General features: G+C 71.5%; 16 protein-coding genes and 1 pseudogene. 12 read left to right on the forward strand and 5 right to left on the reverse strand.

All coding sequences use genetic code 11. From position 1 onward, the window contains the following. The first annotated feature begins 28 nt into the window (after positions 1-28). The 8 genes from ACTWQI_RS17855 (at position 29) to ACTWQI_RS17890 (ending at position 12,456) form a co-directional block, all read left to right on the forward strand. Entirely contained in the window at positions 29-1,501 is a 1,473-nt protein-coding gene (locus tag ACTWQI_RS17855) for a 3' terminal RNA ribose 2'-O-methyltransferase Hen1 (protein WP_443271562.1), read from the forward strand. Beyond that, positions 1,498-4,125, forward strand: a complete 2,628-nt coding sequence (locus tag ACTWQI_RS17860) for a polynucleotide kinase-phosphatase (RefSeq protein WP_443271563.1) — start codon at positions 1,498-1,500, stop codon at positions 4,123-4,125. Before ACTWQI_RS17855 ends, ACTWQI_RS17860 begins: the two co-directional genes overlap by 4 nt. Positions 4,126-4,307: 182 nt before the next feature. After that, complete coding sequence (locus ACTWQI_RS17865) at positions 4,308-4,856, forward strand: PadR family transcriptional regulator (protein ID WP_443271565.1); 549 nt, start codon at positions 4,308-4,310, stop codon at positions 4,854-4,856. A 36-nt stretch (positions 4,857-4,892) separates the two neighbouring features. Continuing rightward, on the forward strand, positions 4,893-6,623 hold the full coding sequence (locus ACTWQI_RS17870; protein WP_443271567.1) for an acyl-CoA dehydrogenase family protein: 1,731 nt from the start codon (positions 4,893-4,895) through the stop codon (positions 6,621-6,623). A gap of 42 nt (positions 6,624-6,665) precedes the next feature. Further along, positions 6,666-7,892: an arginine deiminase gene (locus ACTWQI_RS17875; protein ID WP_443271569.1), complete on the forward strand. Its 1,227-nt coding sequence runs from the start codon at positions 6,666-6,668 to the stop codon at positions 7,890-7,892. Positions 7,893-7,967: 75 nt separating this feature from the next. Next, on the forward strand, positions 7,968-8,975 hold the full coding sequence (argF, locus tag ACTWQI_RS17880; RefSeq protein WP_443271570.1) for an ornithine carbamoyltransferase: 1,008 nt from the start codon (positions 7,968-7,970) through the stop codon (positions 8,973-8,975). Between the two features lie 380 nt (positions 8,976-9,355). After that, complete coding sequence (locus tag ACTWQI_RS17885) at positions 9,356-10,183, forward strand: enoyl-CoA hydratase family protein (RefSeq protein WP_443271572.1); 828 nt, start codon at positions 9,356-9,358, stop codon at positions 10,181-10,183. A gap of 2 nt (positions 10,184-10,185) precedes the next feature. Then, positions 10,186-12,456 carry a bifunctional salicylyl-CoA 5-hydroxylase/oxidoreductase gene (locus ACTWQI_RS17890; RefSeq protein WP_443271573.1) on the forward strand — a complete coding sequence of 757 codons (2,271 nt, stop codon included), beginning with the start codon at positions 10,186-10,188 and terminating at the stop codon, positions 12,454-12,456. Positions 12,457-12,490: 34 nt separating this feature from the next. On the opposite strand, the pseudogene ACTWQI_RS17895 reads toward ACTWQI_RS17890, so the two are convergent. After that, positions 12,491-13,322: pseudogene (locus ACTWQI_RS17895) on the reverse strand (PaaX family transcriptional regulator). A 4-nt stretch (positions 13,323-13,326) separates the two neighbouring features. Next, entirely contained in the window at positions 13,327-14,979 is a 1,653-nt protein-coding gene (locus tag ACTWQI_RS17900) for an AMP-binding protein (protein WP_443271574.1), read from the reverse strand. 183 nt (positions 14,980-15,162) lie between these two features. Here ACTWQI_RS17900 and ACTWQI_RS17905 point away from each other — a divergent pair, with 183 nt between their 5' ends. Together ACTWQI_RS17905 and ACTWQI_RS17910 are read left to right on the forward strand one after the other, a co-directional pair. Next, the gene (locus ACTWQI_RS17905; protein ID WP_443271576.1) at positions 15,163-16,293 is read left to right on the forward strand and encodes an acyl-CoA dehydrogenase family protein; all 1,131 of its coding nucleotides are present in this window, start codon (positions 15,163-15,165) and stop codon (positions 16,291-16,293) included. Beyond that, positions 16,290-16,688, forward strand: a complete 399-nt coding sequence (locus ACTWQI_RS17910; RefSeq protein ID WP_443271577.1) for a RidA family protein — start codon at positions 16,290-16,292, stop codon at positions 16,686-16,688. Before ACTWQI_RS17905 ends, ACTWQI_RS17910 begins: the two co-directional genes overlap by 4 nt. Positions 16,689-16,731: 43 nt before the next feature. On the opposite strand, the gene ACTWQI_RS17915 is transcribed toward ACTWQI_RS17910, so the two are convergent. Beyond that, on the reverse strand, positions 16,732-17,958 hold the full coding sequence (locus tag ACTWQI_RS17915) for an ROK family transcriptional regulator (RefSeq protein WP_443271579.1): 1,227 nt from the start codon (positions 17,956-17,958) through the stop codon (positions 16,732-16,734). A gap of 173 nt (positions 17,959-18,131) precedes the next feature. Here ACTWQI_RS17915 and ACTWQI_RS17920 point away from each other — a divergent pair, with 173 nt between their 5' ends. Further along, entirely contained in the window at positions 18,132-19,520 is a 1,389-nt protein-coding gene (locus ACTWQI_RS17920; RefSeq protein WP_443271615.1) for an MGH1-like glycoside hydrolase domain-containing protein, read from the forward strand. Beyond that, complete coding sequence (locus tag ACTWQI_RS17925; RefSeq protein ID WP_443271581.1) at positions 19,517-21,487, forward strand: amylo-alpha-1,6-glucosidase; 1,971 nt, start codon at positions 19,517-19,519, stop codon at positions 21,485-21,487. Before ACTWQI_RS17920 ends, ACTWQI_RS17925 begins: the two co-directional genes overlap by 4 nt. A 30-nt stretch (positions 21,488-21,517) precedes the next feature. Here ACTWQI_RS17925 and ACTWQI_RS17930 read toward each other — a convergent pair whose 3' ends face one another. Continuing rightward, positions 21,518-23,047 carry a helix-turn-helix domain-containing protein gene (locus tag ACTWQI_RS17930; RefSeq protein ID WP_443271583.1) on the reverse strand — a complete coding sequence of 510 codons (1,530 nt, stop codon included), beginning with the start codon at positions 23,045-23,047 and terminating at the stop codon, positions 21,518-21,520. Between the two features lie 50 nt (positions 23,048-23,097). After that, positions 23,098-23,670 carry a Uma2 family endonuclease gene (locus ACTWQI_RS17935; protein WP_443271585.1) on the reverse strand — a complete coding sequence of 191 codons (573 nt, stop codon included), beginning with the start codon at positions 23,668-23,670 and terminating at the stop codon, positions 23,098-23,100. Positions 23,671-23,747 lie beyond the last annotated feature (77 nt).

Here is a 23,747-nt window from a genome sequence, read left to right on the forward strand (position 1 = left end):
GCGGGCGCGGCCGCCCATACTCGTACGCGTGTTCCTGACGATCAGCGCCACCGGCACTCCTGAGCGCCCCGCGACCGACCTGGGATTCCTGCTGCACAAGCATCCCGACAAGGCGCAGGCGTTCCCGACCGCGCATGGCACCGCGCACGTCGTCTACCCCGAGGCGAGCGCCGAGCGGTGCACCGCGGCCCTGCTGTTGGAAGTGGATCCGGTGGCGCTGGTCCGCCGTGGCAAGGGCACGGGGCGCGGAGGAGCGCCTGACGCGGCGCTCGCCCAGTACGTCAACGACCGCCCGTACGCCGCCTCTTCGCTGCTCGCCGTCGCCCTCAGCAGCGTGTTCGCCAGCGCGATGAAGGGTCGGTGCAACGCACGGCCCGAACTGGCCGAACAGCCGCTGCCGCTGCGCATCGACGTCCCCGCGCTGCCCGCCAAGGGCGGTCCCGGGCTCGTCCAGGGACTCTTCGCGCCGCTCGGCTGGAGCGTCACAGCCGAACCGGTGCCCCTGGACGACGCGTTCCCGGAGTGGGGGGACTCGCGCTACGTACGGTTCGTTCTGGAGGGCGAACGGCGGCTGGCCGATGCGCTGCGGCAGCTGTATGTCCTGCTCCCGGTGCTTGACGACGCCAAGCACTACTGGGTGGCGCCCGACGAGGTCGACAAGCTCCTGCTGGCCGGTGAGGGCTGGCTGTCCGAGCACCCCGAGCAGAAGCTGATCACCAGCCGCTATCTGTCGCGGCGCCGGGCGCTCACCCGGCAGGCGATGGAGCGACTCGAGCTGGTGCGCCTCGCCGACACCGACGACATCGAGGTCGAGGAGATCGACAACGCGGTCGACGAGACCACGGACACTGAAGAACAGCCGGTGCCGCTCGCCGTACAGCGGCGTGCGGCGATCGTGGCCGCGTTGCGCGCCGTGGGAGCGAGCCGGGTGCTGGACCTCGGCTGTGGACAGGGTCAGCTGGTCCAGGCACTGCTGGGGGACGGCCGCTGCACGGAGGTCGTCGGCGTGGATGTGTCCATGCGGGCGCTCACGGCGGCCGCGCGACGGCTGAAGCTCGACCGGATGAGTGAGCGGCAGGCCGAGCGCGTCACGCTGCTGCAGGGGGCGCTCACGTATACCGACAGGCGCCTGCGCGGCTATGACGCCGCCGTGCTGAGTGAGGTCATCGAGCACCTCGACCTGCCGCGGCTGCCCGCCCTGGAGTACGCCGTCTTCGGTTCCGCCCGTCCGCGGACCGTGATCGTCACGACCCCGAACGTCGAGTACAACGTCCGCTGGGAGACCCTTCCGGCCGGGCACGTACGGCATGCCGACCATCGCTTCGAGTGGACCCGGGAGGAGTTCCGCGGCTGGGCGCGGGCCGTCGCTCGGCGACACGGCTACGGCGTCGAGTTCGCGCCCGTGGGACCCGACGACCCCGAGGTCGGGCCGCCGACCCAGATGGCCGTCTTCCGTATCACCGCGACGACCGAGACCAGGAAGGCGGAGAAGGCCGCATGAGCCGGAGTCACACCGCCACCGGGCCGCAGAGCGGTGGCAAGCGCACGCTCGCCGTGACCGACCTGTCCCTCGTGGTCCTGGTCGGGGCCACCGGGTCCGGCAAGTCCACGTTCGCCGCCCGGCACTTCAAGCCCACCGAGGTCATCTCCTCCGACTTCTGCCGCGGCCTGGTCAGCGACGACGAGAACGACCAGGGCGCCAGTCGTAACGCGTTCGACGTCCTGCACTACATCGCGGGAAAGCGCCTCGCGGCGGGGCGGCTGACCGTGATCGACGCGACCAGCGTCCAGCCGGAGAGCCGCAGACAGCTCGTCCAGCTTGCACGGAAGTACGACGTCCTGCCGATCGCGATCGTCCTCGACATCCCCGAGGCGGTGTGCGCCGAGCGCAACGCCGCCCGGCCCGACCGTGCCGCTCTGCCGCGCCATGTCATCCAGCGCCACCAGCGCGAACTGCGCCGCTCGCTGCGTCACTTGGAGCGTGAGGGATTCCGTAAGGTGCACATCCTGCGCGGCGTGGCGGAAGTGTCGGCGGCCGAGGTCGTCCTGGAGCGGCGCTTCAACGACCTGCGGCACCTCACCGGACCGTTCGACATCATCGGGGACGTCCACGGCTGCCGGTCCGAGCTGGAGACCCTGCTCACCGAGCTCGGCTACGCCCTGGAGCGGGACGACCAGGGGCGCCCGGTGGGCGCCGGGCACCCCGAGGGCCGAACGGCCGTCTTCGTCGGCGACCTCGTCGACCGCGGTCCCGACAGTCCCGGCGTGCTGCGGCTGGTGATGGGCATGGTCGCGGCGGGCACCGCCCTGTGCGTGCCCGGGAACCACGAGAACAAGCTCGGCCGTTATCTGAAGGGCCGCCAGGTACAGCACACCCACGGACTCGCCGAGACCATCGAACAGCTGGAGAAGGAGGACGCGGCGGACCCCGCCTTCAGGACGCGGGTCGGGGAGTTCATCGACTCGCTGGTGAGCCATTACGTGCTGGACGGGGGACGGCTCGTCGTCTGCCACGCCGGGCTGCCCGAGCGCTACCACGGCCGCACCTCCGGCCGGGTCCGCTCGCACGCCCTGTACGGCGACACGACCGGCGAGACCGACGAGTTCGGCCTGCCCGTGCGCTACCCCTGGGCGGAGGACTACCGCGGCCGCGCCGCGGTCGTCTACGGCCACACCCCGACCCCGAGAGCCTCCTGGCTCAACAACACCATCTGCCTCGATACCGGCTGCGTCTTCGGCGGCCGGATGACCGCCCTGCGCTGGCCCGAGCGCGAGCTGGTGGACGTACCGGCCGAGCAGGTCTGGTACGAGCCAGCGAAGCCGCTCATCACCGAGGCGCCCGGCGGTCGCGAGGGGCGTCCGCTGGACCTCTCCGATGTGCACGGCCGGCGGATCGTGGAGACCCGGCACGCGGGGCGGGTCGCGGTGCGCGAGGAGAACGCGGCCGCGGCGCTGGAGGTCATGAGCCGCTTCGCGGTCGACCCGCGGCTGCTCGCCTACCTTCCGCCGACGATGGCGCCGTGCGCGACCGCGCAGCCGCAGGACGGCGTAGCCGGTGATGCCGGGTTCCTGGAGCACCCGGCGGAGGCCTTCGCCGCGTACCGGGCGGACGGCGTGCGCCAGGTGGTGTGCGAGGAGAAGCACATGGGCTCGCGGGCGGTGGCGCTGGTCTGCCGTGACGCGGAGGCGGCGGGGGAGCGCTTCGGTGTGACCGACGGGGTGACGGGGGCCCTGTACACGCGCACCGGCCGACCCTTCTTCGACGCGCCCGGCACCACCGAGCAGATCCTGGAGCGACTGCGGGCGGCCATCGGCGCCGCCGGTCTCTGGGAGGAGCTCGGCACCGACTGGCTGCTGTTCGACGCCGAGTTGATGCCGTGGTCGCTCAAAGCCTCCGGCCTGCTGCGCAAGCAGTACGCGGCGGTGGGCGCCGCCTCCGGTGCCGCCTTCCCGGGCGCGCTGGCCGCTCTCGAGGCGGCGGCGGCCCGCGGGGTCGACGTGGCGGGACTGCTCGCCCGACAGCGCGAGCGGTCGGCGGACGCCACCGCGTTCACCGAGGCGTACCGCCGCTACTGCTGGACCACGGACGGCCTGGACGGGGTGCGCCTGGCGCCCTTCCAGATCCTGGCCGCGCAGGGCCGCAGCTTCGCCGCGCTCCCGCACGACGAACAACTGGCCCTGATCGACCGGCTGATCGACAACGACGCGTCCGGGCTGCTGCGGACCACCCGCCGGTTGATCGTGGACACCTCGGACGAGGCCTCGGTCCGGGCGGGAGCGGAGTGGTGGCTGGAGATGACGGTGGCGGGCGGCGAGGGCATGGTGGTCAAGCCCCTCCAGCCGCTCGTGCGGGGCGCGAATAGTCGCCTCGTCCAGCCGGGCATCAAGTGCCGGGGCCGCGAGTATCTGCGGATCGTCTACGGACCGGAGTACACCCGGCCGGAACACCTGGAGCGGCTGCGCGCCCGGCACCTCGGGCACAAGCGCTCCCTGGCCCTCCGCGAGTACGCCCTCGGCCTGGAGGCTCTGGACCGCCTGGCGGACGGCGAGCCGCTGTGGCGGGTGCACGAGGCGGTCTTCGCGGTGCTCGCGCTGGAATCCGAGCCGGTCGACCCGCGCCTGTAGGCGCGTGCCCTATGCCGCGGCCCCGGGCACGCGCGGCTCCCCCCAGACTCTGTCTGGGGCCCTGGGGGAGGTAGCTGGGGGAGAAACGAATGCCCACACACCGGGGATCGGCCGGGTGAGCCGTGTCTCACCCGGCCGGCGGCCTCTTGCCTATGCAACGAGTTGCATAGCAGGATTCCCGTATGGCACTCGAGCACGCGATCCTCGTCTCCCTCCTGGAGCAGCCCGGGTCCGGCTATGAGCTGGCGCGGCGGTTCGACCGGTCCATCGGCCAGTTCTGGACCGCGACCCACCAGCAGATCTACCGCGTCCTCAAACGCATGGAGCGTGACGGCTGGATCGACGTCCGCGATGTGCCCCAGGAGGGCCGGCCGGACAAGAAGGTCTACTCCGTCGCCGCTCCCGGCCGGGACGCGCTCTCCGCATGGCTGCGCGAGCCCGTGGAGCCCGAGAGCGTCCGCCACGACCTGGCGGTGAAGATCCGCGGCTCCGCATTCGACGACCCGACCGGTCTGATCGCCGAGGTCAAGCGCCACCGCGCGGCACACGCCGACCGGCTCGCCGGCTACCTCGCAGGCGAGCGGCGCGACTTCCCCGACCCCGGTGCGCTCGAGGTCGGCCAGGAGCTCCAGCACGTCGTCCTGCGCGGCGGCATCGCGTACGAGCGGATGACGCTCGCCTGGCTCGACGACGTGCTCGCCACCCTCCGCCGCCTCGCTGACCCGCACTGAGATCCGCCCAACCCTCATCCAGGAAGGCCCCGCATCATGGCCGACGCCCTGTTGTTCAACCCGCGCACCTACGACCCCGACCACTTCGACGCCGAGACGCGCCGCCTGTTGCGCGCCACGGTCGACTGGTTCGAGGAGCGAGGCAAGCGGAAGCTCATCGAGGACTACCGCAGCCGTGTCTGGCTCGACGACTTCCTCGCCTTCTCCGCCAAGGAAGGTCTGTTCGCCACCTTCCTCACCCCCTCCGCCGACGCGGCGGGCCGCGCAGGCGAGGCGGACAAGCGCTGGGACACCGCCCGGATCGCCGCTCTCAACGAGATCTTCGGCTTCTACGGCCTCGACTACTGGTACGCCTGGCAGGTCACCATCCTCGGCCTCGGGCCGGTCTGGCAGAGCGGCAACGCCGACGCCCGTGCCCGGGCCGCCGAACTGCTCGACCAGGGTGAGGTGTTCGCCTTCGGCCTCTCCGAGAAGGCCCACGGCGCCGACATCTACTCCACCGACATGGTGCTCACCCCCGCTGCCGACGGCGGCTTCCACGCGACCGGCTCCAAGTACTACATCGGCAACGGCAACGCGGCCGGGCTGGTGTCCGTCTTCGGCCGCCGCTCCGACATCGAGGGTCCCGACGGCTATGTCTTCTTCGCCGCCGACAGCCGCCACCCCTCGTACCGCCTGGTCAAGAACGTCGTCGACTCCTCGAAGTACGTCAGCGAGTTCCGGCTCGAGCGCTACCCCGTACGGCCCGAGGACGTGCTGCACACTGGCCGGGCCGCCTTCGACGCCGCCCTCAACACCGTCAACGTGGGCAAGTTCAATCTGTGCACGGCCTCGATCGGCATCTGCGAACACGCCATGTACGAGGCCGTCACCCACGCCCACAACCGGATCCTCTACGGCCGCCGGGTCACCGACTTCCCGCATGTCCGCCGTGAGCTGACCGACGCCTACGCCCGGCTGATCGGGATGAAGCTGTTCAGCGACCGCGCCGTCGACTACTTCCGCAGCGCCGGTCCCGAGGACCGCCGCTACCTCCTCTTCAACCCCATGACGAAGATGAAGGTGACCACCGAGGGCGAGAAGGTCATCGACCTTATGTGGGACGTCATCGCGGCCAAGGGCTTCGAGAAGGACACCTACTTCGAGCAGGCGGCCCGGGAGATCCGCGGTCTGCCGAAGCTGGAGGGCACCGTCCATGTCAATCTCGCCCTCATCCTGAAGTTCATGGGGAACTACCTCCTGAATCCGGCCGAGTACGCTCCGGTCCCGAGCCGCCTCGACGCGGCCGACGACACGTTCCTCTTCCGGCAGGGCCCGGCCCGCGGCCTCGGCGCCATCCGCTTCCACGACTGGCGCGCCGCCTACGACGCCCACGCGTCGATCCCCAACGTCGCCCGCTTCCGCGAGCAGGCCGACGCCCTGTGCACCTTCGTCATCGCCGCCGCCCCCGACGAGGAGCAGAGCAAGGACCTCGACCTCCTGCTCGCCGTCGGACAGCTCTTCGCCCTCGTCGTCCACGGCCAGCTGATCCTGGAGCAGGCGCAGCTCACCGGGCTCGACGCGGACGTCCTCGACGAGCTGTTCGGGATCCTGGTCCGCGACTTCTCCGCCCATGCCGTCGAGCTGCACGGCAAGGACTCGGCCACTGACGCCCAGCAGCAGTGGGCGCTGGGCGCCGTGCGCCGCCCGGTGACCGACGCCGATCGCTCCGCCCGCGTCTGGGCGAAGGTGGAGGCGCTCTCCGGTGCGTACGAAATGAACCCGTAAGACACAGGAGCGCGAGCCGCCCGCCTCGGCGAGGATGGAGAGATGGCATTCCATGTGGATTCCGAGGCCGGGCGGCTCCGCCGGGTGATCCTGCACCGCCCGGACCTGGAGCTGAAGCGGCTGACTCCGAGCAATAAGGACGCGCTGCTCTTCGACGACCTGCTGTGGGTGCGCCGGGCGCGTCAGGAGCACGACGGCTTCGCGGACGTGCTGCGCGATCTCGGGATCGAGGTGCATCTCTTCGGGGATCTGCTGGCCGAGACCATGGAGGTTCCCGAGGCGCACAGACTCGTGCTGGACCGGGTCTTCCAGGAGAAGGAGTACGGCCCGCTGGCCACCGATCACCTGCGGGCCGCCTTCGACGAGCTGTCGGTGCCCGAACTGGTCGAGGCGCTGATCGGCGGGATGACCAAGCGGGAGTTCCTCGAGCGGCACCCCGAGCCGACCTCCGTCCGCTTCCACGTCATGGACCTGGACGACTTCCTGCTGGCCCCGCTGCCCAACCACCTCTTCACCCGGGACACCTCGGCCTGGGTCTACGACGGTGTGTCGATCAACGCCATGCGCTGGCCGGCCCGGCAGCGCGAGACGGTGCACTTCGAGTCGATCTACCGGTACCACCCGCTGTTCACCCAGTCCGGCGCGTTCCACGTCTGGTCGGAGGGGCAGAGCGCCTATCCCTCGACGATCGAGGGCGGGGACGTGCTCGTGATCGGCAATGGCGCGGTGCTCATCGGGATGAGCGAACGGACCACCCCGCAGGCGGTGGAGATGCTGGCCCGCGGGCTGTTCGCAGCGGGATCGGCGAAGACGATCGTGGCGCTCGACATGCCCAAGCGGCGGGCGTTCATGCATCTCGACACGGTGCTGACGATGGTCGACGGGGACACCTTCACGCAGTACGCGGGGCTGGGTGAGCTGCGCTCGTACACCATCGAGCCCGGTTCGGCGGAGCAGGAGCTCAAGGTGACCGACCATCCGCCGGAGCACATGCACCGGGCGATCGCGGCCGCCCTGGGCCTGGACGACATTCGGGTGCTCACCCCCACACAGGATGTGCACTCGGCCGAGCGCGAGCAGTGGGACGACGGGTGCAATGTGCTCGCCGTACAGCCGGGTGTGGTCGTGGCGTACGACCGGAACTCCACCACCAACACCTACCTCCGCAAGCACGGCGTCGAGGTGATCACCGTCCCGGGTGGTGAGTTGGGGCGAGGACGCGGCGGGCCCCGTTGCATGAGTTGTCCGGTCGAACGGGATGCCGTATAGAGATGCAGGCTGTCGTATATAATTCCGGTGGCTGCACCTCCTGCACCCCGTAGTCGTGACCGAGGAGCTCATCCGATGGCGACAGACCTCACAGGCCGCCACTTCCTCAAAGAGCTGGACTTCACCGCCGACGAGTTCCGGCACCTCGTCGGGCTGGCCGCCGAGCTGAAGGCGGCCAAGCGGGCGGGCACCGAGGTGCAGCGGCTGCGGGGCCGCAACATCGCCCTGATCTTCGAGAAGACCTCCACCCGGACCCGCTGTGCCTTCGAGGTGGCGGCGGCGGACCAGGGGGCGTCCACCACGTATCTCGATCCGAGCGGCTCGCAGATCGGGCACAAGGAGTCGGTGAAGGACACTGCGAGGGTCCTCGGCCGGATGTACGACGGGATCCAGTACCGGGGGCGCGGCCAGGAGGTGATCGAGGAACTGGCGGCGCACGCCGGGGTTCCCGTCTTCAACGGCCTGACCGACGAGTGGCACCCGACGCAACTGCTGGCCGACGTGCTCACCATGACCGAGCACAGCGACAAGCCGCTGGAGTCGATCGCCTACGCCTACCTCGGTGACGCCCGCTCCAACATGGGCAACTCCTCCCTGGTCACTGGGGCCCTGCTCGGCATGGACATACGGATCGTCGCGCCGCAGTCGCTCTGGCCGGACGAGGAGACCGTGGCGCGGGCCCGGGAGCTCGCGGCCGGCAGCGGCGCGCGCATCACCCTCACCGAGGACGTCCCCGAGGGCGTGCGGGGAGCGGACTTCGTCGCCACCGACGTCTGGGTGTCGATGGGCGAGCCGAAGGAGGTCTGGGACGAGCGGATCGCGAGTCTGCGCCCGTACGCGGTGACCATGGACGTGCTGCGCGCCACCGGCCGCCCGGATGTGAAGTTCCTGCACTGTCTGCCGGCCTTCCACGACCTGGGCACCGCGATCGGCCGCGAGATCCACGAGCGGCACGGCCTGACCCACCTCGAGGTCACCGACGAGGTCTTCGAGTCGGAGCACTCGGTCGTCTTCGACCAGGCCGAGAACCGAATGCACACGATCAAGGCGGTCCTCGTCGCCACGATGTCCGGACGCGGCTAGGCCGCGTCCGGCGCGGAGCGACCGCCCGGTCCGGGGCGGGCGCCGGGGCCTCCGGGAGGGGGCCCCGGAACGTATATGTACGGGCCTGGCGGCCCACAAATACACGGCAGCTTCCAGGACCCCCTCCCTCCGACCCCGTCACCCTCACGTCTCGACTGCCAGCCAGTCCCGGTGGCACGAACGTGATGCCGTGCGGCCTGCGCAGGGACCCGGGGGCGGCGACGGGAGTCGCCAGGCGGCGAGGCCGTCGGGGAAGGCGTGGGCACACGTCGGCAGTCGCCGCGGCGAGCGTTGTATTGCGGCCTCGTGACGATGGTCAGGAAACGGTGATAACTTCGGAGGGCAGGCACCAGCCGTCCGGCTGAAGGAGGCCGTACTCCATGAGTCCGTTCACCGGTTCCGCCCGGACGACCGAGGAGTGGCGCCACCTCCGCCTGGTCCGGGACGAGGGCGTCGCCACCGTCACGCTCGCCAGGCCGGAGAAACTCAACGCCCTGACCTTCGGGGCCTACGCCGACCTCCGCGATCTGATCGCCGAGCTGGCCCGGGACGGATCCGTACGGGCCCTGGTGCTCGGCGGCGAGGGGCGCGGCTTCTGCTCCGGCGGGGACGTCGACGAGATCATCGGCGCCACCCTGGCCATGGACACCGGGCAGCTCCTGGACTTCAACCGGATGACCGGTCAGGTCGTCCGGGCACTGCGCGAGTGCCCCTTCCCGGTGATCGCCGCGGTCCACGGGGTCGCGGCGGGCGCCGGCGCGGTCCTCGCCCTCGCCGCCGACTTCCGGGTCGCCGACCCCTCGGCGCGCTTCGCCTTCCTGTTCACCAGGGTCGGGCTGTCCGGCGGCGACATGGGCGCGGCCTACCTGCTGCCCCGCGTGGTCGGGCTCGGCCACGCGACCCGGTTGCTGATGCTCGGCGAGCCGGTCCCGGCCCCTGAGGCCGAGCGCATCGGGCTCATCAGCACGCTCGCCGAGGAGGGGCAGGCCGGTGCCGAGGCCGCCGCGCTCGCCCGCCGCCTGGCCGACGGCCCCGCGCTCGCCCATGCCCAGACCAAGGCGCTGCTCACGGCCGAGCTCGACATGCCGCTCGCCGCCGCCGTCGAGATGGACGCCGCCACACAGGCGCTCCTGATGAACAGCGCCGACTACGCCGAGTTCCACGCGGCGTTCACCGAGCAGCGGCCGCCCAAGTGGACGGGCCGCTAGCGATGCGGGTGGCCATCATCGGCGGCGGGCCCGGCGGGCTCTACGCGGCCGCTCTCCTCAAGCGGCTCGACCCGGCTCGCGAGGTCACCGTCTGGGAGCGCAACGCACCGGACGACACCTTCGGCTTCGGTGTCGTCCTCTCCGACGAGACACTCGGCGGCATCGAGCACGCCGATCCGGCCGTCTTCCGGGCGCTGCAGGCGGAGTTCGTCCGCTGGGACGCCATCGACATCGTCCACCGCGGACGCGTCCAGACCTCCGGCGGCCACGGTTTCGCCGCCCTGGGCCGCCGCCGGCTGCTGAAGATCCTGCACGATCGCTGCCGTTCGCTCGGCGTGGAGCTGCGCTTCCGGACCGAGGCGCCGCCCGCCGCCGAACTGGCGCGGACGCACGACCTGGTGATCGCCGCCGACGGAGTGCACAGCCTGACCAGACAGGCGCACCGCGACGCCTTCCGGCCCCGGCTCACCACCCACCGCTGCCGCTATATCTGGCTCGCCGCCGACATCGCCTTCGGCGCCTTCCGCTTCGAGATCGCCGAGACCGAGCACGGCGTGATGCAGCTGCACGGCTATCCCTTCGCGCGGGACGCGAGCACCGTCATCGTGGAGATGCGGGAGGAGGTGTGGCGGAGCGCGGGGCTGGACCGGTGCGATGAGTTCGAGTCCACCGAGCGGTGCGCGAAGATCTTCGCGGACGCCCTCGGCGGACGGCCCCTGCGCGGCAACAACTCCGCCTGGACCGCCTTCCGCACGGTCGTCAACGAGCGCTGGTCGCACGGCAGGACGGTGCTGCTCGGCGACGCCGCCCACACCGCGCACTTCTCCATCGGCTCCGGCACGAAGCTGGCCGTCGAGGACGCCCTCGCCCTCGCCGCCTGCCTGGAGGAGCAGCCCGACCTCCCCAGCGCCTTGGCCGCGTACGAGACCGAGCGCCGCCCCGTGGTCGAGTCGACCCAGCGCGCCGCCCGCGCCAGCCTGGAGTGGTTCGAGAACCTCGCCACCGGCCTCGACCAGCCGCCCCGCCAGTTCGCCTTCAACCTGCTCACCCGCAGCCGCCGCGTCACCCACGACAATCTGCGGCTGCGCGACGCCCCGTTCGTGGCGGCGGTGGAGGAGGACTTCGGCTGTCCGCCCGGCACACCACCGATGTTCACCCCGTTCCGGCTGCGCGGCCTCACCCTCCGCAACCGGGTCGTCGTATCGCCGATGGACATGTACTCCGCCGAAGACGGCACCCCCGGCGACTTCCATCTGGTGCACCTGGGCGCCCGTGCGCTCGGCGGCGCCGGCCTGGTGATGACGGAGATGGTGTGCGTGAGCCCCGAAGGGCGGATCACACCGGGCTGCGCCGGCCTCTACACACCCGAACACGAGGCGGCGTGGCGGCGCGTCACCGAGATCGTGCACGCCCAGTCGCCCGGCACGGCGATCGGCGTGCAGCTCGGGCACGCGGGCCGCAAGGGGTCCACCCGGCTGATGTGGGAGGGCATCGACCAGCCACTCCCGTACGGCAACTGGCCGCTCGTGGCGCCCTCACCGCTGCCGTACCGTGCCGGGGTCAATCAGGTGCCGCACGCGCTGGACGCGGCCGGACTGGCCGAGATCCGCGAGCAGTTCACGTCCGCTGCCCGCCGCGCCGCCGGCGCCGGGTTCGATCTCCTGGAACTCCACTGTGCACACGGCTATCTCCTCTCCGGCTTCCTCTCACCGCTCACCAACCGCCGCTCCGACGCCTACGGCGGCGACCTGGCCGCCCGGCTCCGCTATCCGCTCGAGGTGTTCGACGCCGTACGGGCCGTCTGGCCGGACGACCGCCCGATGACCGTCCGTATCTCCGCCACCGACTGGGCCGAGGGCGGCACCACCGGCGACGACGCCGTCGAGATCGCCCGCGCCTTCACCGCCCATGGGGCGGACGCGATCGACGTCTCCACCGGCCAGGTCGTCCCCCACGAGCGACCGGAGTACGGCCGCTCGTACCAGACCCCCTACGCCGACCGGATCCGCAACAACCTCGGCGTCCCGGTCATCGCGGTCGGCGCCATCTCCTCCTGGGACGACGTCAACTCCCTGATCCTCGCGGGCCGTGCGGACCTGTGCGCCCTCGCCCGGCCGCACCTCTACGACCCGCACTGGACCCTGCACGCCGCTGCCGAGCAGGGCTACTCCGGCCCTGGCGCCCCCTGGCCGCTCCCGTACGCGGCGGGCAGCCGCAAGCCTCCGACCGGGCGTACGGACGCACCCAAGCCGCGCCTGACGCTGGGCGGGTGAGGACGGTCGGCGGCTCGCTCAGGCGGACGCTCACTCAGGCGGACAGGACGCTCCGCGCGTGTGCCGCTCCCGCGTCCCGCAGGTGGGCGTGCAGGGCCAGGAACACTTCGGCGCTGCGCCCGCCCGGCCAGTCGGCGGGCAGCAGTTCCACAGGGAGGCCCGGGTCCGCATACGGGACCTGGCGCCAGGAGTCCAGCATCAGCAGATAGTCCCGGTACGCCTCGACCGGATCCACCGTGCGCCGCCCGGCCCAGCGCCGCAGCATCGGCTCGTGCGCGTCCAGGAACTCGTGGTGGAGCTTCGCGATCGCCTCGAGGTCCCACCACCGCGCCACCGTCGCGGCCGTCGGCTGGAACCCGGCGTGGGCACCAGTGAAGAGCTCCACATAGGGCGCGAGTCCGAGCCGCTCCAGGGTGTGCCGGGTCTCCTCCAGCAGGTGGGCCGGGGCGATCCACACCCCCCGGCGCGGCCGTGCCGAAGCCCAGCCTGGCCAGCCGGGAGCGCAGCAGATGGCGTTTGTGCCGCTCCTGCTCCGGGACGGAGAAGACGGCCAGCACCCAGCCGTCGGCGAGCCGCGCCGGCGACCGGTCGTAGATGCGCCGGTCGCCGTCGTCGAGCAGCTGCCGGGCGTCGTCGGAGAGCCGGTATCCGGCCGCGCCGCCCTCCGTTCGGCCGGGGACGAGCAGACCGCGCCGCTTCAGCCGGGAGACCGCCGAGCGCACGGAGGGCGGGTCGACGTCCACGGCGCCCAGCAGCCGGATCAGCGCCGCGATCGGCACCGGTGCTCCGCCGCCGGGTCCCGGCCCGCGGCCGTAGGCGCCGTAGAAGGTGACGATCAGGGACCGTGGAGTGTGCTGTTCTGCCACGCGATCACTCTAGTTGCGACGCCGGACCCGCCCTGCCGTCCTCCGCCTCCAGGTCCCGGAGGCGGAAGCGCTGCAGCTTGCCCGTCGGGGTGCGGGGCAGCGCGTCGAGGAAACGGATCTCGCGCGGGCACTTGTACGGGGCGATCTCGCTCTTCACGAACTCCCGCAGGGCTGTGACCGCCTGCTCGTCACGGCGCGTGCCCTCCCGCAGCACCACGTACGCCACGACGATCTGCCCACGGTGCTCATCCGGACGACCGACCACGGCGGCCTCCAGCACGTCGGGGTGGCGCAGCAGTGCCTCCTCGACCTCCGGGCCCGCGATGTTGTACCCGGCCGAGATGATCATGTCGTCCGCGCGGGCCACGTAGCGGAACCATCCGTCCGGCTCGCGGGCATAGGTGTCACCGGTCAGGTTCCAGCCGTCACGCACGTACTCGCGCTGCCGCTGGTCCGCGAGATAGCGGCACCCGGTCGGCCCGCGCACGGCGAGCAGCCCCGGCTGCCCGTCCGGTACGGGCGACCCGTCAGCCCCGAGCACGCGCGCGTGGAAGCCCGGTACGGGCACCCCGGTCGTGCCCGGCCGGATCGCCTCGTCGGCGGCGGAGATGAAGATGTGCAGCAGTTCGGTCGCCCCGATGCCGTTGATCAGGCGCAGCCCGGTGCGCTCGTGCCAGGCCTTCCACGTGGCCGCCGGAAGGTTCTCCCCGGCCGATACGCAGCGGCGCAGGGAGGAGATGTCGTGCGCATCGAGCTGGTCGAGCATCGCCCGGTAGGCGGTCGGCGCGGTGAAGAGTACCGACACCCGGTGTTCCGCGACGGCGGAGAGCAACTGCCGCGGCCCGGCCTGCTCCAGCAGCAGCGCGGACGCCCCGGCGCGCAGCGGGAAGACGACCAGACCGCCGAGTCCGAAAGTGAAGCCCAGGGGAGGGCTGCCCGCGAAGAGGTCGTTCGGCCGCGGTGCGAGGACGTGCTCGGAGAAGGTGTCGGCGATGGCGAGCACATCACGGTGGAAGTGCATGCACCCTTTCGGGCGGCCGGTGGTCCCGGAGGTGAAGGCGATCAGCGCCACATCGTCCGCCGACGTCGCCACCGCGGGGTACTCACCGGGGTGCGCGGCGCACCGGACCGTCAGGTCATCGGGTCCGTCCCCGCCGTATGTGGCGATGCGCAGCCCTGGGACGTCCGCCTTGACCAGGTCGTTGACCGTCCGGATGTCGCACAGGGCGTGCCGGACGAGGGCGGCCTCGCAGATGCCCGCCAGCTCCAGGGGACGTTGGGCGGCGAGGACGGTCACGGCGACGGCGCCGGCCTTCATCACGGCGAGCCAGCAGGCGGCCAGCCACGGGGTGGTGGGCCCGCGCAGCAGGACGCGGTTCCCGGGAACCACGCCGAGGTCGGAGGTGAGGACGTGCGCGATCCGGTCGACCCGGCCTCGCAACTCGCCGTACGACCAGACCTGTCCGCTGCCGTCCCGGAAGGCCGGACGGTCCGGCCCGAACCGCTCCATCGAGCAGTCCAGTAGCTCCGCGCCGCAGTTGAGCCGGTCCGGGTACCGCAGCGCGGGCAGCTCGAAGAGCAGCTCCGGCCACTGGTCCGGGGGCGGGAGATGGTCGCGGGCGAAGGTGTCCACGTGGCCTGACGGCTTGAGCTCCATGGCGGATGCGCCCCCTTGCACCGGTCCTGGAATGGGGTGGTTTCCGGCCGTGCGGTTGCAGAGGAGCGTAACGTGATGGTGACGACAGTCAATGCTTCGCGATAAGTCTAGGGTCGTGTCGAGGGGCGCGCGCGAGCGCCCGGAGGCGGCCCGGCGCCGCCCGGCAGAGAGGGAGGAGCCGCGATGCCCGGATTCGCACTCGAGCCGGAGCAGCGGGAGTGGTGCACGCAGCTGCGCGACCTGGCCGCCGCCCGACTCCGCCCGCTCGCCGAGAAGGGCGAGCCCGGCCGGATCAACCGGCCGCTCGTGGCAGCCCTCGGCGAGCTCGGGCTCCTGGCGCGCGTCTTCCCGGGAGCCGGTGCCGACCGGGTCTCGGCGATGGACCTGTGCCTGCTGCGCGAGGCGCTGGCCATGGAGTGCACGGAGGCGGAGACGGCGCTGGCCCTGCAGGGCCTCGGGGCGTACCCCGTGGTGCAGTCCGGCCGCCCGGAGCAGCGCAGGCGGTGGATACCGGAGGTCGTAGCGGGCCGGGCGGTGGCCGCCTTCGCGCTCAGCGAGCCGGGAGCGGGTTCGGACGCGGCGGCGCTCGCCCTGTCCGCCGAAACCGACGGGGCGGGACGCTGGCGGCTCAGCGGTGAGAAGTGCTGGATCTCCAACGCGCCGGAGGCCGACGTCTACACCGTGTTCGCCCGTACGGGTGAAGGTCCGGGTGCCAGCGGCGTGACGGCCTTTCTCGTCCCCGCCGACCGCACCGGCCTGTCGGGGGAGCACCTCGCCATGCTCAGCCCGCACCCCATCGGCACCCTGTGCTTCGACGGCGTCCCCGTCTCCGCGGCCGACCTGATCGGCGAGCCGGGCCGCGGGTTCGCCGTCGCCATGCGGACGCTCAATCTCTTCCGGCCCAGCGTGGGCGCGTTCGCGGTGGGCATGGCGCAGGCGGCGCTCGACGCGACACTGGCGCACGCGGCGCACCGCACCGCCTTCGGCGGCCCGCTGAAGGACCTGCAGTCCGTCTCCCACCAACTGGCCGAGATGGCCACCCGTATCGAGGCCGCCCGGCTGCTCGTCCACGCGGCAGCGGCGGCGTACGACGGCGGCGCTCCGGACATCGCCAAGCGCTCCGCCATGGCGAAGCTGCTCGCCACCGAAACCGCGCAGTACGTCGTGGATGCGGCGGTCCAGATCCACGGCGCCCGCGCCCTCCGGCACGGGCACGTGCTGGAGCACCTCTACCGTGAAGTGCGGGCACCGCGGATCTACGAGGGCGCCAGCGAGGTCCAGCGCACGATCATCGCGAAGGAGCTGTATCGATGAGCCTGGAGCGGGTCAACCCGCCCGAGCTGTCGCCGCCGACGGGGTTCAGCCACGCCGTGACGGCGACCGGCGGGCGGCTGGTCTTCCTGGCGGGCCAGACCGCCCTGGACGGCGACGGCAAGGTCGTGGGGGACGCGCTGCCCGCCCAGTTCGAGACGGCGCTCACCAACCTCCTCACCGCCCTGCGCGCGGCCGGTGGTGCCCCGGAACACCTGGCGCGGGTCACGGTCTACGCCACAGACGTTGCGGCCTACCGTGCGCACGCCTCCGAACTCGGCCGTATCTGGCGCCGCCTGGCGGGCCGCGACTACCCGGCGATGGCCGTGATCGGCGTGACCCGCCTCTGGGACGAACAAGCGATGGTGGAGCTCGACGGCATCGCGGTCCTGCCGTAGTGGCACTCCTGCCCACACCGTGGGCGAGTTGCCGGCCCCGGAGTCACCGCCCCTGCGCGGCAAGTCGCGCGTCGGCGCGATCCGGTGCGTAAAGGTCGTCGACCACCAAGGCCGCGGCGCCGAGCAGCCCGGCCCGGTCGCCGAGCGCCGAGGTGATGACCTGCAGATGCGCCGTGGTGCGGGGCATCGCCCGCTGATAGAGCACCTCGCGCACCCCGGTGAGGAACGGCGTGCCCGCGAGATCCCCCGTGACCATCAGGACACCCGGGTTGAGGAACGTGACCACGGTCCCCAGCACTTCGCCCACCCGCCGGCCCGCCTCATGGGCCAGCCGGACGGCCTCCGGATGCCCGGCGGTCAGCAAGTCACGGACGTCGGAGCCGGAGGCGGCCGGCACCCCGGCGGCGGTCAGCTCCCTGGCCAGTGCTCCGCCGCTGGCCACCGCCGCGAGGCAGCCACGCGAACCGCAGCGGCACAGCGCGTCCGTCCGGTCGTGGAGGCGGATATGGCCGATGTCCCCCGCGCCGCCGTCGACGCCGCGGTAGATCTCGCCGCCCACCACGACCCCCGCGCCGATCCCGGTGGACGCCTTGACGAGCAGAAACGCAGCGCAGTCGGGATGGCCTGCGCGCTGCTCGGCGTACGCCATCAGATTCGCGTCGTTGTCGACGAGGACCGGCACGCCCCGGCCGGTGGCGCCGCCCATGGTCCCCAGCTGGCCGTCGAGCGCCCGCCGCATCCCCTCGGATATCGGATAGCGGTCCCAGCCGGGCATGATCGGCGGCTGGATCACCTGTCCCAGCTGCCAGTCCACCGGCCCCGTTACGGACAGGCCGACCCCGCACACCGCCCGCGGCGCGGCTCCAGCCTCCTCCAACAGCGGCTTGAACCACTGGCCGAGCCGATCGAGCACCTTCTCCGGCCCGTCCTCGACGAGCAGCGGCCCGGTGAGCTCGGCCAGCACCCGGCCCGCCAGGTCCAGCACCGCGGCCCGGCCGTGGCGGGTGTCCAGAACCGCGGCGAGCACTACGGCGTGCGTATCGTCGAACTCCAGCCGGGCCGACGGCCGACCGCCCCCCGGAGAGCCGGGACCTGTGCTCGTGCCCTCACGGATCCACCCGGCCCGGAAGAGCTGGTCCAGCCGGTGACCCACGGTGGAGCGGGACAGCCCGGTCACCCGCTGCAGTTCGCCGCGCGTCGTCGCCCGGCCGCTGCGGATCAACTGCAGCAGATGACCGGCGCTCGCCTGGCTCGCTGATGTCGGCGGCACGCCCAGCGCCCCCCTTCACTCTCGCCTGTTGCCCAACTCGCCGTGAACAAGCCGTACTTCTGCTTGTTCATGAGACAACACAGCGCTAGTTTCGCTTGTTAATACGACGTAACTCTACGGTGTCCTTGACGTCAGTCGCGAAGCCGATCCTCTCGGAGCGCCTGTTGGAACGCATGGCACAGCTCCCCGCCCTCCGCTGGAACCAGGACTCCGGTCATGCCGGTGACGCCGGGCACAGCGGGAACACCGACCGGACAGCGCACCGCGCACGACGTGTGCTGCTGCGCAACTGGACCGGTGCCTCCACCGTGCCCTCGCACCGTCTCTACCCACACCAGTGGAGCTGGGACTCGGCCTTCATCGCCATAGGACTGCGCCATCTGTCGGCCGTCCGCGCCCAGCGCGAGCTGGAGACGCTGCTCGCCGCCCAGTGGAGCGACGGCCGGATCCCGCACATCGTCTTCAACCCCGCCGTGCCGCACGGCGCCTACTTCCCGAGCCCGGAATTCTGGCGCTCCACCACCGCGGGCCGGGCGGCCGGGGCGCCCGCCGACCGGCACACATCCGGGATCGTGCAGCCGCCGGTGCACGCGCTGGCGGTCTGGCTGGTGCACCGGGCCGACCCCGCGGCCTCGTGGCGCCGGTCGTTTCTGCCGCGCACGTACCCCCGGCTGGTGGCATGGCATCGCTATCTCACCAGCCGGCGGGACCTCGGCGGTCAGGGACTGGTGGCGGTGGTTCACCCCTGGGAACCGGGGATGGACAACAGCCCCTGCTGGGACGGCCCGCTGTCCCGGATCACCCCCGCGGCCACCGGTTCGTACCGGCGGGCGGATCTCGACCACGGAGCCGCCGCCGACCGGCCGACCGATCTCGACTACGGCCGCTATGTGCGGCTCGCCGCCGACTACCGCGACCACGGCTACCGGGACCGCGGCACCGCCTGGGGCTTCGCCGTCGAGGACCCGGGCGTCAACGCCCTGCTGACCGTCTCCGAACACGCCCTGGCGGAGATCGCCCTGGCCCTCGGCACCGACCCGTCGGTGCACCTGGACCGCGCGCGGCAGCTCACCGGCGCCCTCGTCCGGCGGCTGTGGGACCCGGACGCCGGCCAGTTCCTGTGCCGCGACCTGCTGACCGGAGCCCTCATCCGCGAGCGCAGCGCCGCCGGGCTGCTGCCGCTGATCGTGCCGGACCTGCCCGTCGCCGTTGCCGCGGCGATGCAGCGCACGGTCCGGGGCGAGCACTTCGGCCTGGGCAACCGGGTGCGGCTCGTGCCCAGTTACGACCTGTGCGGCACCACCTTCGACCAGCACCGCTACTGGCGCGGCCCTGCCTGGTTCAACGTCAACTGGCTGCTGGAGCACGGGCTTCGGCAGCACGGATACGCCGAGCGGGCCGATGCGCTGCGCTCCGCCATGGTCACGGCGGCGGCCGCCACCGACTTCGCCGAATACGTCGACCCGTACACCTTCCAACCGCGCGGCGCCCGCGACTTCAGCTGGACGGCCGCGCTCACCCTCGATCTGCTCGCCGACCCCGAGGGAGGCACCCGCCCATGACCACTGCGGAGCACCGGCTCCTCTTCCACAGCGGCACGTTTGCCGCGGTGGGGCCGTCCGGTGACATCACCGGAGCCCGCGGCCCGATGCCCGACGGGCTCTTCCTGCGCGACGCCCGCCATCTGAGCCGCTGGCAGCTGACGGTCGACGGCGCGACCCCGACCGTCCTGGTCCCGGCCTCGGCGGGCCCGGTGGCCGCCAGTGTGCTCAGTCCGCTCGGCAGCCGCGCGGAGCCGCCCGGACACACCGTCTTCCGCGAACAGTCGGTACGGGACGGGACGCTCGTCGAGCGCATCCGGGTCACCAGCAACCGCGCCGAACCCGAAACGGCCCGGCTGGCCCTCACCGTGGACGTCGACTTCGCCGACCAGTTCGAGCTGCGCTGGGACCACCGCTGGTACGAGAAGCCGCACGCGGTGCGGACGCGGACGGTCCGCGCGGACGGTGTGGAGTTCGGCTACCGGCGTCGCGAGTGGAACTCCCGTACGGTCGTGACCGCCGACCCCCCGCCCGAGGCGGTCGAGGAGACCGGCAGCGGCGCGCGGCGGCTGGTCTGGCTGCTGGAGCTGGAACCCCGGGGCTCCGCGGAGCTGACCCTGAAGGTCACCGCACACCCGCACGGCGACCCGGATCCGGCGGACCCGGATCCGGCGAACTCGGATCCGGCGACCGCGCCCGGCGGCGAGGTGGCGGACGAGCTGTCGGCCGAGCCACTGCCGCAGGACGACACGATGTGGCCTGAGCTGACCCGGTCCTGCGAGCAGGGACTGTCGGATCTGGCCGGGCTGCTCGTTCCCGTCACCGGCCCCGACGACGAGGTGCTGCGGGTGCCTGCCGCCGGAGTGCCCTGGTTCCTCGCGTTCTTCGGCCGCCACGCCCTGATCACGTCGCTCTTCGCCCTGCCGTACCGGCCCGCGCTGGCCACCGCCACGCTCCGCGCGCTGGCCGCGACTCAGGCCACGGAGCTGGACGCGTCCCGTATCGCCCAGCCGGGCAAGATCGTGCACGAGGTGCGCCGCGGCGAGCTGGCCCACTTCCAGCAGGTGCCGTACGGGAATTACTACGGTTCGGTCGACAGCACCCCACTCTTCCTCGTCCTCCTGGGCGCGTGCCTTGAGCGGACCGAGGACGACAAGCTCGCCCGTCGGCTGGAGCAGCACGCCCGCGCCGCGGTGGACTGGATGTTCCGCTACGGCGGCCTCGACGAGAGCGGCTATCTGCTCTACCGGCCCGATGAAGGCGGTCTGGCCAACCAGAGCTGGAAGGACTCTCCCGGCGCGATCTGCTTCGCCGACGGGGAGCGGCCCAGCGGTGTCGTGGCCGCGGCCGCCGCACAGGGCTACGCGTACGACGCGCTGCGCACCACCGCGAGGCTGGCCCGTTCGGTCTGGGACGACGCGGAGTACGCCGGCCGGCTGGCGATCGCCGCCGAGCAGCTCCGGGTCCGTTTCCAGCGGGACTTCTGGATGCCCGAGCACGATTTTCCCGCCCTGGCACTGGACGGTGACGGCCGGCGGGTCGACGCACTCGCGTCCGACGCCGGGCATCTGCTGTGGTCGGGGATCTTCGATCAGCAGCGCGGCGAGACGGTCGGGCGACGGCTCCTGGAGCCGGACTTCTTCTCCGGCTGGGGCATCCGCACCCTGGCGGCGGGGCAGCCCGCCTACCACCCGCTCTCGTACCACCGGGGCGGCGTCTGGCCGCACGACAACGCCGTGATCGCCCTCGGCCTGGCGCGCTACGGGCTGCACAACCAGGCCCTTACGGTCGCCCGCGCGCTGACCGGCATGGCGGGCCACAACGGCTACCGGCTGCCCGAGGTGATCGCGGGGTACTCCGCGGAGGAACACCGCGAGCCGGTGCCGTACCCGCACGCCTGCTCCCCGCAGTCCTGGGCGGCCGCGGCACCACTGGCCCTCCTCACGGCCACGGGGAGCCGGACCGATGCGCACTGCGTCCCCGCATGACGTACGCCTCGTGGGCGACCCCGTTACCCGTCAGATATCGCGGAAGATCTCAATCTGTGCACCCACCGTATTCATCCGCTCCGCCAGATCCTCGTAACCCCGGTTGATCACATAAACGTTGCGCAGTACGGAGGTGCCCTCGGCCGCCATCATCGCCAGCAGCACCACCACCGCGGGCCGGAGCGCGGGCGGGCACATCATCTCCGCCGCCCGCCAGCGCGTCGGGCCTTCGACCAGCAGCCGGTGCGGATCGAGGAGTTTGACGTCCGCGCCCAGCCGGTTGAGGTCGGTGAGATAGATCGCGCGGTTGTCGTAGACCCAGTCGTGGATCAGCGTCGAGCCCTGGGCGGTCGCGGCGATGGCCGCGAAGAACGGCACGTTGTCGATGTTCAAACCGGGGAACGGCATCGGGTGGATCTTGTCGATGGGTGCCCGCAGCTTGGAGGGCCGTACGGTCAAGTCGACCAGCCGGGTCCGCCCGTTGTCCGCCGGGTACTCGGCACTGCGCTCGGTGTCCAGGCCCATCTCCTCCAGCACCGCGAGTTCGATCTCCATGAACTCGACCGGTACCCGGCGGATCGTCAGCTCCGACTCGGTGACCACGGCCGCGGCGAGCAGGCTCATCGCCTCCACCGGGTCCTCCGACGGCGCGTAGTCGACATCCCGGTCGATGCGCGCCACACCGTGCACGGTCAGCGTCGTGGTGCCGATGCCCTCGACCCGCACGCCCAGCTGCTCCAGGAAGAAGCACAGGTCCTGGACCATGTAGTTGGAGCTGGCGTTGCGGATCACGGTGACTCCGTCGTGCAGGGCCGCGGCCAGCAGCGCGTTCTCCGTCACCGTGTCGCCGCGCTCGGTCAGCACGATCGGGCGGCCGGGGGAGACGCTGCGGTCGACCTGGGCGTGATAGGTGCCGTCGGTCGCCGTGACCTCCAGCCCGAAGTGCCGAAGCGCCGTCATATGGGGCTGCACGGTGCGCGTGCCCAGATCGCAGCCGCCCGCGTAGGGAAGCTGGAACTGGTCCATCCGGTGCAGGAGCGGGCCCAGGAACATGATGACGCTACGGGTCCGGCGAGCGGCCGCGGTGTCCATCGCGGTCAGATCCAGCTCGGCCGGAGGGACGATCTCCAGATCCCCGCCACCGTTCATCCACCGGGTGCGGACGCCGATGCTGCCCAGCACCTCCAGGATCCGGTAGACCTCCTCGATCCGGGCCACCCGCCTCAGCGTCGTACGGCCCGAGTTGAGCAGCGCGGCACAGAGCAGCGCGACGCAGGCGTTCTTGCTCGTCTTGACGTCGATGCTGCCGGACAGACGGCGCCCGCCGACAACGCGCAGATGCATGGGGCCCGCATACCCGAGGGAGACGATTTCACTGTCGAGCGCTTCCCCGATCCGGGCGATCATCTCAAGGCTGATGTTCTGATTCCCGCGCTCGATACGGTTGACAGCGCTCTGGCTGGTACCGAGCGCCTCGGCGAGCTGCGTCTGCGTCCAGCCCCGGTGCTGACGGGCATCACGGATGAGCTTGCCGATGCGTACGAGGTAGTCGTCTCCCATGAGGTAGACGGTATCTCAGATATGAGATGGCCGCCTGTTGGCAGACGCCGTCAGAAGTCCGATGTGTCCAAGTCCAGCCCGAACGGCTCAGGGAGACGGATCGAGGTCCCGAAGGGATGCGGACCGTGGACCTCGGTGTAACCCAGCTCCCCGGGCATGGAGTAGAGCGTGCAGGCCCGCGCCTGCCGGTCGACGAGGAGATACAGCGGAGCGCCGTACTCGGCGTAGCGCCGCCGCTTCACGACCCGGTCGGTCTCCGCGTTGGAGTCCGAGGTGACCTCGACGATGAGCAGGGTCTGGTCGGGCAGCAGTGCACCGGCATCTTCCGTCAGGTTCTCCGGTACGACGGCCAGGTCTGGGATGTACCAGTTGCTTGTGCCTGGCAAGTCAAGATTGCCTGAGCCAGTGAGATAGCCCAGCTTCTCCGCGACGGGTTCGATCTGCCTGCGAATCTTGGCAGCAGCCTTTTCGTGGCCCCAGCTTGGCGACACGGGTTGGATGACCCCCTCGATGATCTCCACCCGGTCCCCCCGGATGTGCTGGATCGCAAACTTCAGAGCGGTTTCGGGGTCGTCAGCTGTGTACGAGTGGGGCTCCGCGCTCGAATGCGGCTGTGCGCTCATCGGTCCCTCCAGCGGGCCATCGTGACTGCAGCATGACGATTACCCTGGTCTATCGCAATCCGCAGCGGCTTCTTCCA

Origin of the sequence: Streptomyces sp. KR80 (assembly GCF_052245555.1) — a bacterium.
Taxonomy (GTDB): Bacteria; Actinomycetota; Actinomycetes; order Streptomycetales; family Streptomycetaceae; genus Streptomyces.